The 13835-nt window shown below is 65.4% G+C and carries 14 protein-coding genes; 5 read left to right on the top strand and 9 right to left on the bottom strand.

Going from position 1 to position 13835, the window contains the following annotated elements; all coding sequences use genetic code 11:
* Positions 1-168: 168 nt before the first annotated feature.
* The 4 genes from hpaI to API01S_RS02070 are packed head-to-tail and all read right to left on the bottom strand — an operon-like array spanning position 169 to position 3625.
* Positions 169-969, bottom strand: a complete 801-nt coding sequence (hpaI, locus tag API01S_RS02055; RefSeq protein ID WP_006220317.1) for a 4-hydroxy-2-oxoheptanedioate aldolase — start codon at positions 967-969, stop codon at positions 169-171.
* Between the two features lie 16 nt (positions 970-985).
* Entirely contained in the window at positions 986-1789 is an 804-nt protein-coding gene (hpaH, locus tag API01S_RS02060) for a 2-oxo-hept-4-ene-1,7-dioate hydratase (protein WP_006220316.1), read from the bottom strand.
* Between the two features lie 20 nt (positions 1790-1809).
* Positions 1810-2565 (bottom strand): fumarylacetoacetate hydrolase family protein, encoded by a 756-nt coding sequence (locus tag API01S_RS02065; protein WP_061302910.1) that lies wholly within the window; start codon positions 2563-2565, stop codon positions 1810-1812.
* Positions 2566-2575: 10 nt separating this feature from the next.
* A complete protein-coding gene (locus tag API01S_RS02070; RefSeq protein WP_061302912.1) occupies positions 2576-3625 on the bottom strand; it encodes a fumarylacetoacetate hydrolase family protein in 1050 nt (349 codons plus the stop codon).
* A 190-nt stretch (positions 3626-3815) separates the two neighbouring features.
* On the opposite strand from API01S_RS02070, the gene hpaE reads away from it, so the two are divergent.
* Together hpaE and hpaD are read left to right on the top strand one after the other, a co-directional pair.
* A complete protein-coding gene (gene hpaE, locus API01S_RS02075; RefSeq protein ID WP_061302913.1) occupies positions 3816-5282 on the top strand; it encodes a 5-carboxymethyl-2-hydroxymuconate semialdehyde dehydrogenase in 1467 nt (488 codons plus the stop codon).
* 22 nt (positions 5283-5304) lie between these two features.
* Positions 5305-6156 (top strand): 3,4-dihydroxyphenylacetate 2,3-dioxygenase, encoded by an 852-nt coding sequence (gene hpaD / locus API01S_RS02080; protein ID WP_061302915.1) that lies wholly within the window; start codon positions 5305-5307, stop codon positions 6154-6156.
* 4 nt (positions 6157-6160) lie between these two features.
* On the opposite strand, the gene hpaR is transcribed toward hpaD, so the two are convergent.
* Together hpaR and API01S_RS02090 are read right to left on the bottom strand one after the other, a co-directional pair.
* Complete coding sequence (hpaR, locus tag API01S_RS02085) at positions 6161-6634, bottom strand: homoprotocatechuate degradation operon regulator HpaR (protein WP_061302917.1); 474 nt, start codon at positions 6632-6634, stop codon at positions 6161-6163.
* 152 nt (positions 6635-6786) lie between these two features.
* On the bottom strand, positions 6787-7440 hold the full coding sequence (locus tag API01S_RS02090; protein WP_061302919.1) for a RodZ family helix-turn-helix domain-containing protein: 654 nt from the start codon (positions 7438-7440) through the stop codon (positions 6787-6789).
* Between the two features lie 359 nt (positions 7441-7799).
* On the opposite strand from API01S_RS02090, the gene radA reads away from it, so the two are divergent.
* From radA to API01S_RS02105, 3 genes are all read left to right on the top strand, one after another.
* Positions 7800-9161 (top strand): DNA repair protein RadA, encoded by a 1362-nt coding sequence (gene radA, locus API01S_RS02095; protein ID WP_006220311.1) that lies wholly within the window; start codon positions 7800-7802, stop codon positions 9159-9161.
* 46 nt (positions 9162-9207) lie between these two features.
* Positions 9208-10059 carry a sulfite exporter TauE/SafE family protein gene (locus API01S_RS02100; RefSeq protein ID WP_061303814.1) on the top strand — a complete coding sequence of 284 codons (852 nt, stop codon included), beginning with the start codon at positions 9208-9210 and terminating at the stop codon, positions 10057-10059.
* 162 nt (positions 10060-10221) lie between these two features.
* Positions 10222-10461, top strand: coding sequence for a hypothetical protein (locus API01S_RS02105; protein WP_050730069.1), 240 nt, complete (start codon positions 10222-10224; stop codon positions 10459-10461).
* A gap of 146 nt (positions 10462-10607) precedes the next feature.
* Here the strand turns inward: API01S_RS02105 and API01S_RS02110 are convergent, their stop codons facing one another.
* The 3 genes from API01S_RS02110 to API01S_RS02120 all read right to left on the bottom strand — a co-directional run bounded on the left by API01S_RS02110 (position 10608) and on the right by API01S_RS02120 (position 13717).
* On the bottom strand, positions 10608-11564 hold the full coding sequence (locus API01S_RS02110) for a 2-hydroxyacid dehydrogenase (protein WP_006220308.1): 957 nt from the start codon (positions 11562-11564) through the stop codon (positions 10608-10610).
* Between the two features lie 105 nt (positions 11565-11669).
* Entirely contained in the window at positions 11670-12641 is a 972-nt protein-coding gene (locus tag API01S_RS02115) for a Bug family tripartite tricarboxylate transporter substrate binding protein (protein WP_061302921.1), read from the bottom strand.
* A 74-nt stretch (positions 12642-12715) separates the two neighbouring features.
* On the bottom strand, positions 12716-13717 hold the full coding sequence (locus tag API01S_RS02120) for a Bug family tripartite tricarboxylate transporter substrate binding protein (protein WP_006220305.1): 1002 nt from the start codon (positions 13715-13717) through the stop codon (positions 12716-12718).
* Positions 13718-13835: the final 118 nt, after the last annotated feature.

Here is a 13835-nt window from a genome sequence, read left to right on the forward strand (position 1 = left end):
GGGCGAGTCGAACTGCGTGGCCCGACCACGAGGATCCGACTCAATGGCCGAATCGGACCTTGCGATCCGACCCGCGCATCCCCTCTTGGCCGAATTCAACCCCGCGATCCGACCCAACGAAAAAGCGCACCACACGGTGCGCTTTTTATTGCTGCGAAGAGTGCGGGTTCAGTAGGGGCCTTTGCCCGTCGCCACCGGACGCACATCCTTGAATTCGCCGGCCAGTTTTTCCGCCGCGCGCGCCAGCAGCACCGCGTCCACGCCGACTGCCACGAACGTCGCGCCCAGCGACAGGTAGTGCTTGGCTTGCGTCACGCCGCCGTGCAGGATGCCAGCCGCCTTGCCCGAGCGCACGATGCGCGCGATGGCCTGATCGATGGTCGCCAGCACTTCGGGGTGGTCCGGCTGACCCAGATAGCCCATGCCCGCCGACAGGTCGGCCGGGCCGATGAAGGCGCCATCCACGCCGTCCACCGCCAGGATATCGTCCAGCGCATCGATGCCCGCGGGCGTTTCGATCTGCACCAGCACGCACATCTGGTCGTTGGCGCGTTCCAGGTAATTGGGGATGCGGTTCCAGCGCGACGAACGCGCCAGCGCGCTGCCCACGCCACGGATCCCGGCAGGCGGATAGCGCACGGCCGCCACAGCGGCGCGCGCTTCGTCGGCGGACTGGATCATCGGCACCAGCAAGGTCTGCGCGCCAGTGTCCAGGATCTGCTTGATCTGCACCGGGTCATTCCAGGCGGGACGCACCACGGGCGCCACCGGATAGGCGGCCACCGACTGCAATTGCGACAACGTGGTCTGCAAGGTGTTGGGCGCATGTTCGCCGTCGATCAGCAGCCAGTCGAAGCCGGCCCCCGCGATGATTTCCGATGTGTAGGCGCTGGCCAGTCCGGCCCACAGGCCGATCTGGGGTTTGCGGTCGCGCAAGGCTTGCTTGAAGGTATTGGTCAGGATGTCCATGGACGGCGTGCCGTGTTTAGTTGAAATGACAGTTGACGGAACCCAGCGCGCCGTAATCGACGTGGAAGGTGTCTCCGGGCCGGGCGGCCACGGGGCGGGTGAATGAGCCCGACAGAATGATCTCGCCCGCTTCCAGCGCCACGTCGTGGGCGGCCAGCTTGTTAGCCAGCCATACTACGCCATTGGCCGGGTGATTCAAGACGCCCGCGGCCACGCCGGTTTCCTCGATCACGGCGTTGCGCGACAGGATCGCGCCGGCCCAGCGCAGGTCGGTATCGCCGATCTTCACGGGCCGTCCGCCCATCACCACGCCCGCGTTCGCGGCGTTGTCGGCGATGGTGTCGAAGACCTTGCGCGGCCGCTTGGTGTCCGGGTCGATGCCGTGCGAGCGGGCATCGATGATCTCCAGCGCGGGGATGACGTATTCGACCGCGTCATACACCTGGAACAACGTCACGTTGGGGCCTTGCAGCCGCTTGCCCAGCACGAAGGCCAGCTCGACTTCCAGGCGCGGAAGAATGAAGCGGCCGGCGGGAATGGCGCCGCCGTCCTCGAAGAACATGTCGTCCAGCAGCATGCCGAAATCGGGCTCGTCGATCTGGGAAGACAGCTGCATCGCGCGGGACGTCAGGCCGATCTTGTGGCCGCGCTTGGTGCGGCCCTCGGCCAGCTTGATGTCCATCCAGGCGCGCTGGATGGCATACGCGTCCGTGATGTCGATGTCGGGATGGTCCAGCGATATCTGGCGAATCTGCGTACGCGTGCGTTCGGCCTCGTGCAGGCGCGCGGCAAGGCTGCGTACGGTCTGGGTGTCTAGCATGAATGGTCCGGTAGTGGGAGTTAGGACGGGAAGGGAGCCAAGGTGTTGACCAGCCTGCCGATGCCTTCGATTTCGGTCACGACTTCGTCGCCCGGCATGACGTTGACGATGCCGTCCGGCGTGCCGGTCAGGATCAGGTCGCCCGGGGCAAGCGTCATGAAGCTGCTGAAATATTCGATCAGCGCGGGTACGTCGAACACCATGTCGCGCGTGTTGCCGCTTTGCGTCTGCACGCCGTTGACCGAGGTGCGCAGGTTCAGGTTCATGGGGTCGGGGACGTCGTCGCGGTCCACCAGCCAGGGGCCGAGCGGCGTGCAGGTGTCGCGGCTTTTCACGCGCAGGTTGGGGCGATACCAGTTCTCCAGGTAGTCGCGCAGCGCGTAGTCGTTGGCGACCGTGTAGCCCGCCACGTAGTCGTAGGCGTCGTCGCGCGAAACGCCGCGCGCGGTCTTGCCGATGACCACGGCCAATTCGCATTCGTAATGCATGAAGGCGACGTCAAGCGGGCGCAGCGTGCGTGCGCGATGCCCCACGAACGTGTTTGCGGCTTTCAGAAAGCCCAGTGGCTCGTCGGGCGCCTTGAAGGCAAGCTCCTTGGCGTGGTCCGCGTAGTTGATGGCCAGCGTGAACGTGGTGCGCGGTTCGATGGGCGGCAACCACGTCACGGCCTCTTCAGCCAGGACGCGCCCGTCCGGCAGCAGTACGTGGCCCGGTGCGTTGTCTGCTTCCGTGACGCGGTGGACGACGCCTCCGTAAACAATGCGTGCGTGTTTCATGGCGGTTTCCTCAGGACGCGGCGGCCAGCGTGTTGGCCAGCGTGCCCACCTGCTGGATGTGGATCTCGTAGCGTTGCCCGGCGCGCACGCGCGGCGCGTCGTGGGGCGCGCCCACCAGCAGGATGTCGCCCGCCTCGAAGCTCATGAACTGGGTCACGTCGGCGATCAGGCGCGCTACGGGGCGGATCAGGTCGGCGGTGCTGGCGCGCTGCGCCACGATGCCGTCCACCCGCACTTCGATGTCGAGTGCGTCCGGGTCCAAGCTTGGCAAGGCAGGTGCCAACGTGTCGCTGATCGGGCAGAAGCCATCGCGGCACTGTTGCTTGAGGGCGGGGCGGAAGTAGCTGTCATGCGGCACGGACAAGTCGGCCACCACGCGATAGCCCGCCACGTGGTTCAGCGCATCGGCGACGCTGACGCGCGTCGCGCGGCGTGCGAACACCACGCCCAGGCAGGCGCCGACCTGCACCTCGTGCACGTCGGCGGGCAGCGTGATGGTGTTGCCGTCGCGCGCATAGGTATTGGCCGGTTTGATGTACAGCACGGGCGCCTTGGGCGCGGCCTTGTAGGGCGGGGCATTGACGGCGTCGCCCAGCGCGGCGAGCGACTGGCGTGTGTTGAGCGCCACGCCCACGACGGTGCGGGGAGGGCGCGCCAGGGCGGCCTTGGCCTCGGCGGCACGCTGGGCAAGGTAGTCGCGGTAGTTGTTGTGCTTGTAGTTCAGCACCGGGTCGGCTTCTTCGATCTGCATCGAAATGCCCAAGGGCCGCGTGGCCATGTACGGCGCCAGCGCGGTATCGAGCGCCTGGAACACGCGCTCGCCCAGCGCGGCCTTTTGCGCATCGCTGCGGCCGTGGCCGATGCGCAGCACGACGTGGACGAAGGCGTTGTCGGGGTGGCCGTCCACGATCAGGCAATCGTCGACACGCATCGCCCGCGTGCGCGCGCCCGCCAGCGGAAACAAGCTGCCGTCGCCGACGGCGGCGTCTTGCACGACGCGCATCAGCGCACGGGTATCAAGGGCGAGGTTGCCCGAGTACTCAATCCAGATATGGGGCATGGTGCCTGCACCCTAATTGTTAGCATGTTAATTAGAATAACGGGAAAGTGAATCGGCGGCAATGGATCGAAAGCGCGTCACGATGGACGCATCTCGCCGTTGACATCGCCACAAGCGCGGCCTAAAGTTAACGTGTTAATTAAAAAGCAGCGGCACAACGCAAGCCGCGTCAAAGAGCCAGGAGCCGCACGTGAGCATCAAGCATTGGATCAACGGCCAGCAGGTCGATAGCGCCGACCGCTTCGTCACCTACAACCCCGCCACGGGAGCAGCCATCGACGAGGTCGCGGCGGGTGGCCAGAAAGAAATCGACGCGGCCGTGGCGGCGGCGGCCGAAGCTTTTCCCAAATGGGCCAACACCCCCGCCAAGGAACGCGCGCGCCTGATGCGCCGGCTGGGCGAACTCATCGACGCCAACGTGCCGCTGCTGGCCGAACTCGAAACGCAGGACACCGGCCTGCCCATTTCACAGACGCGCAAGCAACTGATCCCGCGCGCTTCCGAGAACTTCAACTTCTTCGCCGAAGTCTGCACGCGCATGAACGGGCACACGTATCCCGTGGACGATCAGATGCTGAACTACACGCTGTACCAGCCGGTGGGCGTGTGCGCGCTGGTCTCGCCCTGGAACGTGCCGTTCATGACCGCCACCTGGAAGACCGCCCCCTGCCTGGCGCTGGGCAACACCGCCGTGCTGAAAATGTCAGAACTGTCACCATTGACGGCCGACCAGTTGGGCAGACTGGCGCTTGAGGCCGGCATTCCGGCCGGCGTGCTCAACGTGGTGCAGGGCTACGGCGCGCAGGCGGGCGATGCGCTGGTGCGCCACCCAGGCGTGCGCGCCATCTCGTTCACGGGCGGCACGGTCACCGGCAAGAAGATCCTGGCCAGCGCCGGGGGCATCAAGAAATACTCGATGGAGCTGGGCGGAAAATCGCCCGTGCTGATCTTCGACGATGCCGACGTCGAGCGCGCGCTGGACGCGGCCCTGTTCACGATTTTTTCGCTGAACGGCGAACGCTGCACGGCGGGTTCGCGCATCTTTGTCCAGCAAACCATCTACGACGACTTCGTGCGCAAGTTCGCCGAGCGCGCGCAGCGTCTGGTGGTGGGCGACCCCACCGACGAGGCCACCCACGTCGGCGCGATGATCACGCGCCAGCATTGGGAAAAGGTCACCGGCTACATCCAGCTGGCCGAACAGGAAGGGGCGCGTATCCTGGCGGGCGGCGCCGACAAGCCGGCCGGCTTGCCGGCGCATCTGGCGAACGGAAACTTCGTGCGGCCCACGGTATTGGCCGACGTGGACAACCGCATGCGCTGCGCGCAGGAAGAAATCTTCGGCCCGGTCGCCTGCCTGATCCCCTTCAAGGACGAGGCCGAAGGCCTGGCCCTGGCCAACGACGTCAAGTACGGCCTGGCCTCCTACATCTGGACGAACGATATCGGCCGCGCGCACCGCTTGGCACGCGACATCGAAGCGGGCATGGTATTCATCAACAGCCAGAACGTGCGCGACCTGCGCCAGCCCTTCGGCGGCACCAAGGAATCGGGCACCGGGCGCGAGGGTGGCGAATACAGCTACGAAGTGTTCGCTGAAATCAAAAACGTCTGCGTGTCGATGGGCAGCCACCACATCCCCAAGTGGGGCGTGTGAACGCATCAAGGAGACAACCATCATGGGCAAGCTTGCACTGGCCGCCAAGGTGACCCACGTGCCGTCGATGTATCTGTCGGAGCTACCCGGCAAGCATCACGGCTGCCGCGAAGCCGCCATCCAGGGCCATCGCGTGATCGGCCAGCGTTGCCGCGAGCTGGACGTGGACACGATCGTGGTGCTGGACGTGCATTGGCTGGTGAACGCGGGGTATCACGTCAATGCCAACCGCGCCTTCAAAGGTTGCTACACCAGCAACGAACTGCCGCATTTCATCAAGGACATGCACTACGCCTACGAAGGCAATCCCGATCTGGGCCGCCGTATCGCCGAATGCGCCAATGCGGCGGGCGTGGGTACGCGCAGCCACGAAATCGACAGCCTGGAACTGGAATACGGCACGCTCGTGCCCATGCGCTACATGAACGGCGATGCCCGCTTCAAGGTGGTGTCGGTGGCGGCCTGGTGCGCCTGGCATAGCCTGGACGAGAGCCGGCGCTTCGGCGCGGCGCTGCGCCAGGCCATCGACGGTTACGAGGGCCGCGTGGCCGTGCTGGCCAGCGGGTCGCTGTCGCATCGCTTCAATGACAACAACAGTCCCGAAGCCGCCATGCACCAGATCAGCCGCGAATTTTTCCGGCAGGTGGACCTGCGGGTCGTCGAACTTTGGCGCCAGGGCGATTGGAAGAGTTTCTGCGCCATGCTGCCCGAATACGCCGACCTGTGCGTGGGCGAGGGCGGGATGCATGACACCGCCATGTTGCTGGGCCTGTTGGGCTGGGACGGCTACGACAAGCCGGTCGAGATCGTGACAGACTACTTCACCAGCTCGGGCACGGGGCAGATCAACGCCATCTTTCCCGTGCCGGACTGAAGGCCTACGTGTCGGACGCGTCGCGCGATTCGGCTGGCGCGGCGGGATCGCGGCGGATGAGCTCGACCATGGTGTCGACGTCCTGATACAGGCGGTCGAGCAGTTCCTTGCCGATCTTCGCCTCGATTTCCTGGTACTTCGCATCCACATGCGGGCGCATGCGGTCGATCAGTTTGTGGCTTTTGGGGGTCAGGGAAATTTCCTGGCGGCGCTGGTCGGCGCTGGAGCGCACGCGCTTGATCAGGCCTTGTTCTTCCATGCCAGCCAGCATGCGCGTCAGGCTCGGGCTGAGGATCTGGCAACTGCGGGCGATCTGGTTCGGTTCCATCGCGCCCGATTCACTCAGGGTGCGCAACACGCGCCATTGTTGTTCGGTGACGCCAGCCGCGTGCAGCACGGGGCGGAAATGCGCCATCAGGGTTTCACGCGCGTATAGCAGCAGGTGGGGAAGATTGCGGTGGTGGAAGCTCGGACTCATGGCGGCTATGTTAGCAAGAAGCCGCCCACTTTTTGACCACAAATTTCAGTGCGTCATGCGCGCAACACCGCCGCCCGCAACGCCTGGGGGGCGGTACGGGCGGCGCTTTGGGCAGAGCGGTAACCGCGCCGGGCCAGCCTGCGCGGGGGCGCTCAGGCCGGATTCTGGTCGGCCAATTCCTGCAAGTCGTCAGGCAGCGTCAGGTCGGGCGCGCCCTGTTGCAGCTCGCGCAAAGCCTGGACGGCATCGGCTTGCTGGTCATCCTGCACCAGCTGGCGGATGTGTGCGACGCGCGCCTCGATGTCGGCATCGCTGAACGCCATGACCTGCGTGGCGGCGGCGTCGCCTTCCTGGGCGACGCCTGCCGGCGCGGCCTGGACTTGTGCGTCTTGTGTGACGACGGCGGCGGTTACCGGAGCGGAAGGGGCAGTAGGTGTAACGGTGGCGTCGGTCTGAGGCGCGGCGACGCGTTGCGCCACGGGAGCGGGCTGGCGGGTCGCCAGCGCGTCCGTCAATGCGACGGGGGCCGGCGTACGATCGGCGCTGCTGTCACGGGTAGCGGTCAGCGGGGCATTGGTCTCTTGCATGTCGGCGGCTTCGCGCATGTCGGTCCAGGCGAACAGGCCGGCAACCATCGCGGCGCAGGCCGCGGCGGCCCAACCGGGGTGCCAGCTGTGGCCAGGATGCCAGGTGCGACGCACCGCTGCGTCAAGTTCGGGACTGCTGCCCGGCCTGGGCTTGCGGTACAGAGCGCGCAGATCCCGCTCATCGTCTTCATCGAATGGGGGCCGATAGGTAATGCTCATGCGCGTACTCCTCGCGGCGGCGTCCGGTGGCAGGGCGCCTACGCGTTTGACCTTTGCTGGGCGCCGCGCCGGTGGTCCGGCGGTCTCGTCGTGGCTGGGGTCGTGTTCCGGTTTATGCGGCCAGGGTAGAAAGGCCGCAGGGCGAATGCGCCGCGATCCCCGTTGCTGCGCCCTGACGGGCGTTCGGCGCCGGGTATGCCGTCCTGGATGGGCGGTTCGACAATGCGCTGCACTGGTCGATTATGCGCGATTTGCAAGATTGCGGCGGTAATTTCTTGGGCTTTAAAGATGATATTTTGGTCCCGGCCCCGTTATTGAAAGCTGATTGAAATCTTGCGCTTGCCGGTACACTTTCGCGCATGGCTAAATCCCGAACCGTATATGTGTGCGCCGAGTGCGGCGGCACCACCCCCAAGTGGCAGGGTAAATGCCCGCATTGCAACGCCTGGAACACGCTGGAAGAGACGGTGGAATCCTCCAATCCCACCGCTGCCGCGCATCGCTACGCGCCGCTGGCCTCGGCCAGCCCCGTGCGCAGCCTGTCTGAAATCGAGGCCCGTGAAACCCCGCGCCAGCCGACCGGGCTGGACGAATTCGACCGCGTCCTGGGCGGTGGCCTGGTGGCCGGCGCCGTGGTGCTGATCGGCGGCGACCCAGGCATCGGCAAGTCCACACTGCTGTTGCAGGCCTTGGCTTCCCTGTCGGAAACCACCAGCGTGCTGTATGTCACGGGCGAGGAATCGGCCGAGCAGGTGGCCTTGCGCGCGCGCCGTCTTGATCTGCAAACCGGCAACGTCAACCTGCTGGCCGAGATCCGGCTTGAGGCAATCCAGGCGGCCGTGTCCGAACAGAAGCCCACCGTGGCCGTCATCGATTCCATCCAGACCCTGTACAGCGGAGAACTCAGCGCCGCGCCCGGTTCCGTATCGCAGGTGCGCGAGTGCGCGGCGCAGTTGACGCGCCTGGCCAAGCAGACCGGCATCGCGATCGTCATGATCGGCCACGTCACCAAAGACGGTGCGCTGGCCGGTCCGCGCGTGCTGGAACACATCGTCGATACGGTGCTGTATTTCGAAGGCGACACGCATTCGTCGTTCCGGCTGGTGCGTGCGTTCAAGAACCGCTTCGGCGCCGTCAACGAGCTGGGCGTCTTCGCCATGACAGACCGTGGCCTGCGCGGCGTGGCCAACCCGTCGGCCTTGTTCCTGTCGCAGCACGAACAGCAGGTGGCGGGTTCCTGCGTGATGGCCACGCAGGAAGGCACGCGTCCGCTGCTGGTTGAAATCCAGGCATTGGTGGACAGCTCGCATGCGCCCAACCCGCGTCGCCTGACGGTGGGTCTTGAAGGCAACCGGCTGGCCATGCTGCTGGCCGTGCTGCATCGGCATGCCGGCGTCACCACATTCGATCAGGATGTGTTCGTCAACGCGGTGGGCGGTGTGCGTATCACCGAACCCGCGGCCGACTTGCCCGTGCTGCTTGCCATCATGTCGTCATTGCGCGACAAGCCGCTGCCACGCGGCCTGATCGCCTTCGGCGAAGTCGGTCTGGCAGGCGAGATCCGCCCCGCGCCGCGCGGCCAGGAACGTCTGCGCGAAGCCGCCAAGCTGGGCTTTTCGATTGCCCTCATTCCCAAGGCCAATGCGCCGCGCCAGCCCATCGAAGGGCTGGAGATCTGGGCAGTGGACCGGCTTGACGCCGCGTTGGACAAGTTGCGCTGAAGCGCTGTTTTCGCCCCTCGACAAGACGGGGCTGTTGGAGCAAGACGTGAGTCTGTTAGTGATCGCCGCGTGCCTGGCCGCGGGTAGCCTGATTGGTTTCATGGGCGGCGTGTTGGGCATCGGGGGCGGGCTTATCGCCATTCCCGCGCTGGTGCTGTTGATGGGTATGTCGCAGCAGCTCGCGCAGGGCACCGCGCTGATCATGGTGCTGCCCGCCATCACCATGGCGGTGCGCAAATACAACCAGCAAACGCGCATCGACAAGCGCGTGGCCGCTGCCGGAGCCGCCGGCGCGGTGGTGTTCACATGGGTCGGCGCGCGCCTGGCGCTGGGCATCGATTCCAGCGTGCTGCGTCGAAGCTTCGCGGTGTTCCTGTTTTTTATCGCTGTGTTCTACGTCTGGCAGACCTGGCGCGCAGGCCGACTCGCGGCGCGCCGCAAGTCGGGCGATCAGCACCCGCAGCCGGCATCCGGCAAGCACGCCGAGAAGCACGCCGAGAAGCACGCCGAGAAGCACGCCGAGAAGCCGGCCGCGCCTGCGTTCACGCCGCGCCGCGCCAGCGTGCTGGGCATGCTGTGCGGCACCTTGGGCGGCTTCTTCGGCGTGGGCGGGGCGGTGCTGGCCGTGCCCATCATCACCACGGTGTTTCGTTTATCGCAGACCACGGCTCAGGCATTGGCCTTGAGCATGGTGATACCCGGTTCGACCATCGCGCTGATCACCTATGGCTGGGCCGGACAGGCCGACTGGATGGTGGGCGTGCCCCTGGCTATCGGCAGCTTGCTGTTCGTGCCAGTCGGCGTGCGGCTTGCGTACAAGCTGCCTGAACGCAAGCTGAGAGCAAGCTTCGCGCTGATGCTGTTCGCCACCGTCGCGCTGCTCGCGTTCGAATCCTAGGCATGTTTCCAAGCCATATTTCCAACCGTTAGCAGCCGAAATTTTCTGGTTCCGCGTTGAACCTTCGGCATGCATGATCTTCAAACGGAGTACGGGGTAAGCGGCGATGTTGCCGCCCCGTGTCGGTTAGGCTTCGGCCTTGCACATTCAGGAGTTCATGTAATGACGACCCACTCCCGTATCGCTGCGTTCTTATCCACCTCGGCCTTGTGCCTCGGTCTTGCTGCTGCGCCTTCGGCGTTCGCAGCGGGCGCCGATGCCACGACCAAGGCGGGTGATACCAAGACCCACGCGCAGCACAAGCATCACAAGTCTGACAAGACGTCCGCCAAACCGGCGGCCGCGAAATCAGGCACGGCATCAAAGATGGACCATTCCGGCGCCACGACGCCGGCGAAGTAGCAGTCGGCTGAAAAGCCTTAGATAGTTCCTTTGCAGGAAGACTGCCGGCCTCTAGTGGCTGGAAAGTCGAAAGCCTCTCGGTATGGGCGCCGAGAGGCTTTTTCGTTTCTGCGCGACGGCGGTTTACGCTCGCGTGCAGCCCGTGCTTATTCCACGGGCGTGATCACGGTGCCCGTATCGAAGTACGCCCTCAGGTTGTCCAGCATCAGGTTTTCCATGGCCAGGCGCGTTTCCAGCGTGGCGCTGCCGATGTGCGGCAGGACCACGGCATTGTCGCTGGTCATGAGCGCCTGCGGCACCTTGGGCTCATGTTCGAACACGTCGAGTGCAGCGCATCCCAGCTTGCCCGATTCCAGCGCCGCGACCAGCGCGGCTTCGTCGATGACCGGACCGCGCGCGATGTTGACGATGATGCCCTTGGGGCCCAACGCTTCCAGCACGGCCTGATTGACCAGATGGCGTGTGCTGGGCCCGCCCACTGTTGCCACCACCAGGAAGTCGGCCCAGGCGGCCAGGTCCACCAGCGACGCTTCATAGCCATAAGCGATGTCGTCGCGCTTTCTGCGGTTGTGATAACGCACGTCCATGTCAAAGCCCGTGCCGCGTTTGGCGATGGCTTCGCCGATGCGTCCCAGGCCGACGATGCCCAGCTTCTTGCCGCTGACGCGTTGGCCCAGCGGGATGCTGCCGTGCACCTGGCCCCACTGGCCGGCGCGCACGAAGCGTTCGCCCTGGCCCATGCGGCGCGCGCCCGCGATCAGAAGGCCCCAGGCCAGGTCCGCCACGCAGTCGGTCAGCACGTCGGGCGTGTTGCTTACCTGCACCCCGCGCTGCTTGGCGGCTTGCACGTCGATGGTCTCGTAGCCCACGCCCCAGCTGCAAATGGCTTTAAGGTCGGGCAGCGCATTGATCAGGTCGGCGTCCGCGCCGAAATTGGCCGACGTGACCACGGCGGTGATGCCCTTGCCATGTTCGGCCAGCGCGGCCTTGCGGTCGGGAAATTTCCAAAGCTCCACCACGTCATAGCGGTCTGCAAGATTCTTGTTGGCGGAAGGGGAGCCGGCCAGCGAGCCGACCTGGATGATGCGATGCTTTGTGGTCATGTTGTCGTACGGTAGGGTGGCGAAACGGCCATGCTACTTGATTCGGCCTTGAAGGCCGCTTAAGGGGATGCCCGCAGGCATCCCCGTATCGCAGCAGGGCGCGGCTTACTCCAGCTGGATGTTCGCCTTCTGGATGACGTCTTTCCAGCGCTTGACCTCACCTTGCTGGAAGGCCGTGAACTGCTGCGGCGTATTGGCGACGACTTCGAAGCCCAGCCCTTGCAGCGTCTGCTCGGTCTTGGGGTCGCGCAGCGCGGTCTGCAAGGCCTTGGACAGCTGTTCGACCACCGCCGGCGGCGTGCCCTTGGGCACGGCAAACCCCTGCCATGAATACACCACCATGTCCTTGATGCCGGCCTCGGCAAGCGTGGGCACGTTGGGCAGGTCGGGCGCGCGCGTGTCGCCCGTGATGGCCAGCGCCTTGAGCTTGCCTGCCTTGATGTGGTTCTGCACCGCGCCCAGGTTCTGGAACGACACGTTGACCTGTCCGCCGATCAGGTCCGCGATGGCCGCGCCGCCGCCCTTGTAGGGCACGTCCACGCCGGTGCTGTCCGTGCGTTGGCGGAACAGTACCGCCGACAGGTGATCGGACGAACCCGTGCCGGACGACGCATACGACACGCTGCCCGGATTCTTCTTCGCGTAAGCCACCAGTTCGGCCACCGTGGCGGCGGGGAAGCTGGGCGCGGCGACCAGCACATTGGGATTGCGCACGGCCTGCGTCAGGTACGAGAAATCCTTGCTGGGGTTGTAGGACAGATTTTTGTACAGCGCCTCGTTGATGGCGAAGGTGCCGATCGAGCCCACCATCATCGTGTAGCCGTCGGGCGTGCTGCGGGCCAGCGCCTGGGCGCCGATGGCGCTGTTGGCGCCGGGCTTGTTCTCGACCACGAAGGTCTGCCCCAGAATCTTGGACAGCGCCGGCGTAACCGAACGCGCCGTGATGTCGGACGAACCGCCCGGCACGAAAGGCACGATCATGGTGACCGGCTTTTCCGGGTAGCCGGCGGCCTGCGCCGCCGGCCCCGCAAGTAGAACGGCGCCCGCGGCGGCAGCCGCGCAGAACAGTTTATTCATGTTGTCTCCTGGTTCGCGTGGTGATGAAAAGTCCGGCGCTCACGCGTTGCGCACGGACCTGAATCTGCGTGGGTTCAGTCGACTTTTGCGCCGGAGGTTTTCACCACCTCGGCCCACTTGACGGTCTCTTGCGCCATGAATTGCTTGAACTGCGTGGGCGTGTTGCCCGACGGCGTGGCCCCTTGCGCCTGAAGCTGCGCGCGCACGGGCGCTTGCTGCAAGGCGGCGGCGACGTCGCGCTGGATCTTTTCGACGATGGCGGGCGGCGTGCCGGCAGGCGCCAACAATCCGAACCAGCTGGAGGCCTCGTAGCCTTTCACGCCGGCTTCGGCCATGGTCGGTACATCAGGCAGGGCGGGCGAACGCGCCGTCGTCGTGACCGCCAGCGGGCGCAGCTTGCCGCCCTTGATGTAGCCCATGGACGAGGGCAGGTTGTCGAAGATCAGATCGGCCGATCCGCCCATCACGTCGGTCAGCGCGGGGCTGCTGCCCTTGTACGGCACGTGCGTCATCTGCGTGCCCGTCATGGTCTGGAAGAGCTCGCCGGACAGGTGCGTGGACGTGCCGTTGCCGGTGGACGCCATGTTCACGCTGTTCGGATTGGCCTTCAGGTATTTGATGAGATCGGCCACGGTGCGGATGCCGTGCTTGTCCGCGAACTTGGGATTCAGTTCAAGAATGTTCGGGACGGGAATGACCAGCGTGACCGGCACGAAATCCTTGACCGGGTCGTATGGCAGCTTACTGTAGACGGACTGGTTGATGGCGTGCGTGCTGACGGTGCCCATCAGCAAGGTGTAGCCGTCGGCAGTGGCTCGGGCGGCCTCTGCCGTGCCGACGTTGCCGCCTGCGCCGGCCTTGTTGTCCACCACCACGGATTTATTCCAGCTCTTGCCCAGCTCGGCGGCCACCACGCGCGCGGCGATGTCGGCGGTGCCGCCGGCAGGGAAGGGCACGATGATCTTCACGTCGCGTTCGGGATAGTCGGCGTGAGCCTGCGCGGCGGGCAAGGCCAGGGCGATGGCCGTCAAGCTGGCGGCAACGATCAGCCGGCGTCGCGCGATGGGGGCATGCATGGTTCTGTCTCCTCGGTGTGCGCGTGGCCGCGCATCGTTTGTGGGTGTTCCATGAGGTCTTGCGCCCCTGGCATCGCCCGAGGCGTACTACGGCAAGGAGTGGATCCCCGCCTTGCTT

The sequence above is a fragment of the Achromobacter piechaudii NBRC 102461 genome (assembly GCF_001571245.1).
In the GTDB taxonomy this organism is placed as follows: Bacteria; Pseudomonadota; Gammaproteobacteria; order Burkholderiales; family Burkholderiaceae_B; genus Achromobacter; species Achromobacter piechaudii.

Bases quoted from the DNA above. Each gene is read 5' to 3' on its own strand.
- hpaI (WP_006220317.1), bottom strand. From the start codon at position 969: ATGGACATCCTGACCAATACCTTCAAGCAAGCCTTGCGCGACCGCAAA.
- hpaH (WP_006220316.1), bottom strand. From the start codon at position 1,789: ATGCTAGACACCCAGACCGTACGCAGCCTTGCCGCGCGCCTGCACGAG.
- API01S_RS02065 (WP_061302910.1), bottom strand. From the start codon at position 2,565: ATGAAACACGCACGCATTGTTTACGGAGGCGTCGTCCACCGCGTCACG.
- API01S_RS02070 (WP_061302912.1), bottom strand. From the start codon at position 3,625: ATGCCCCATATCTGGATTGAGTACTCGGGCAACCTCGCCCTTGATACC.
- hpaD (WP_061302915.1), top strand. From the start codon at position 5,305: ATGGGCAAGCTTGCACTGGCCGCCAAGGTGACCCACGTGCCGTCGATG.
- hpaR (WP_061302917.1), bottom strand. From the start codon at position 6,634: ATGAGTCCGAGCTTCCACCACCGCAATCTTCCCCACCTGCTGCTATAC.
- API01S_RS02090 (WP_061302919.1), bottom strand. From the start codon at position 7,440: ATGAGCATTACCTATCGGCCCCCATTCGATGAAGACGATGAGCGGGAT.
- radA (WP_006220311.1), top strand. From the start codon at position 7,800: ATGGCTAAATCCCGAACCGTATATGTGTGCGCCGAGTGCGGCGGCACC.
- API01S_RS02105 (WP_050730069.1), top strand. From the start codon at position 10,222: ATGACGACCCACTCCCGTATCGCTGCGTTCTTATCCACCTCGGCCTTG.
- API01S_RS02110 (WP_006220308.1), bottom strand. From the start codon at position 11,564: ATGACCACAAAGCATCGCATCATCCAGGTCGGCTCGCTGGCCGGCTCC.
- API01S_RS02115 (WP_061302921.1), bottom strand. From the start codon at position 12,641: ATGAATAAACTGTTCTGCGCGGCTGCCGCCGCGGGCGCCGTTCTACTT.
- API01S_RS02120 (WP_006220305.1), bottom strand. From the start codon at position 13,717: ATGCATGCCCCCATCGCGCGACGCCGGCTGATCGTTGCCGCCAGCTTG.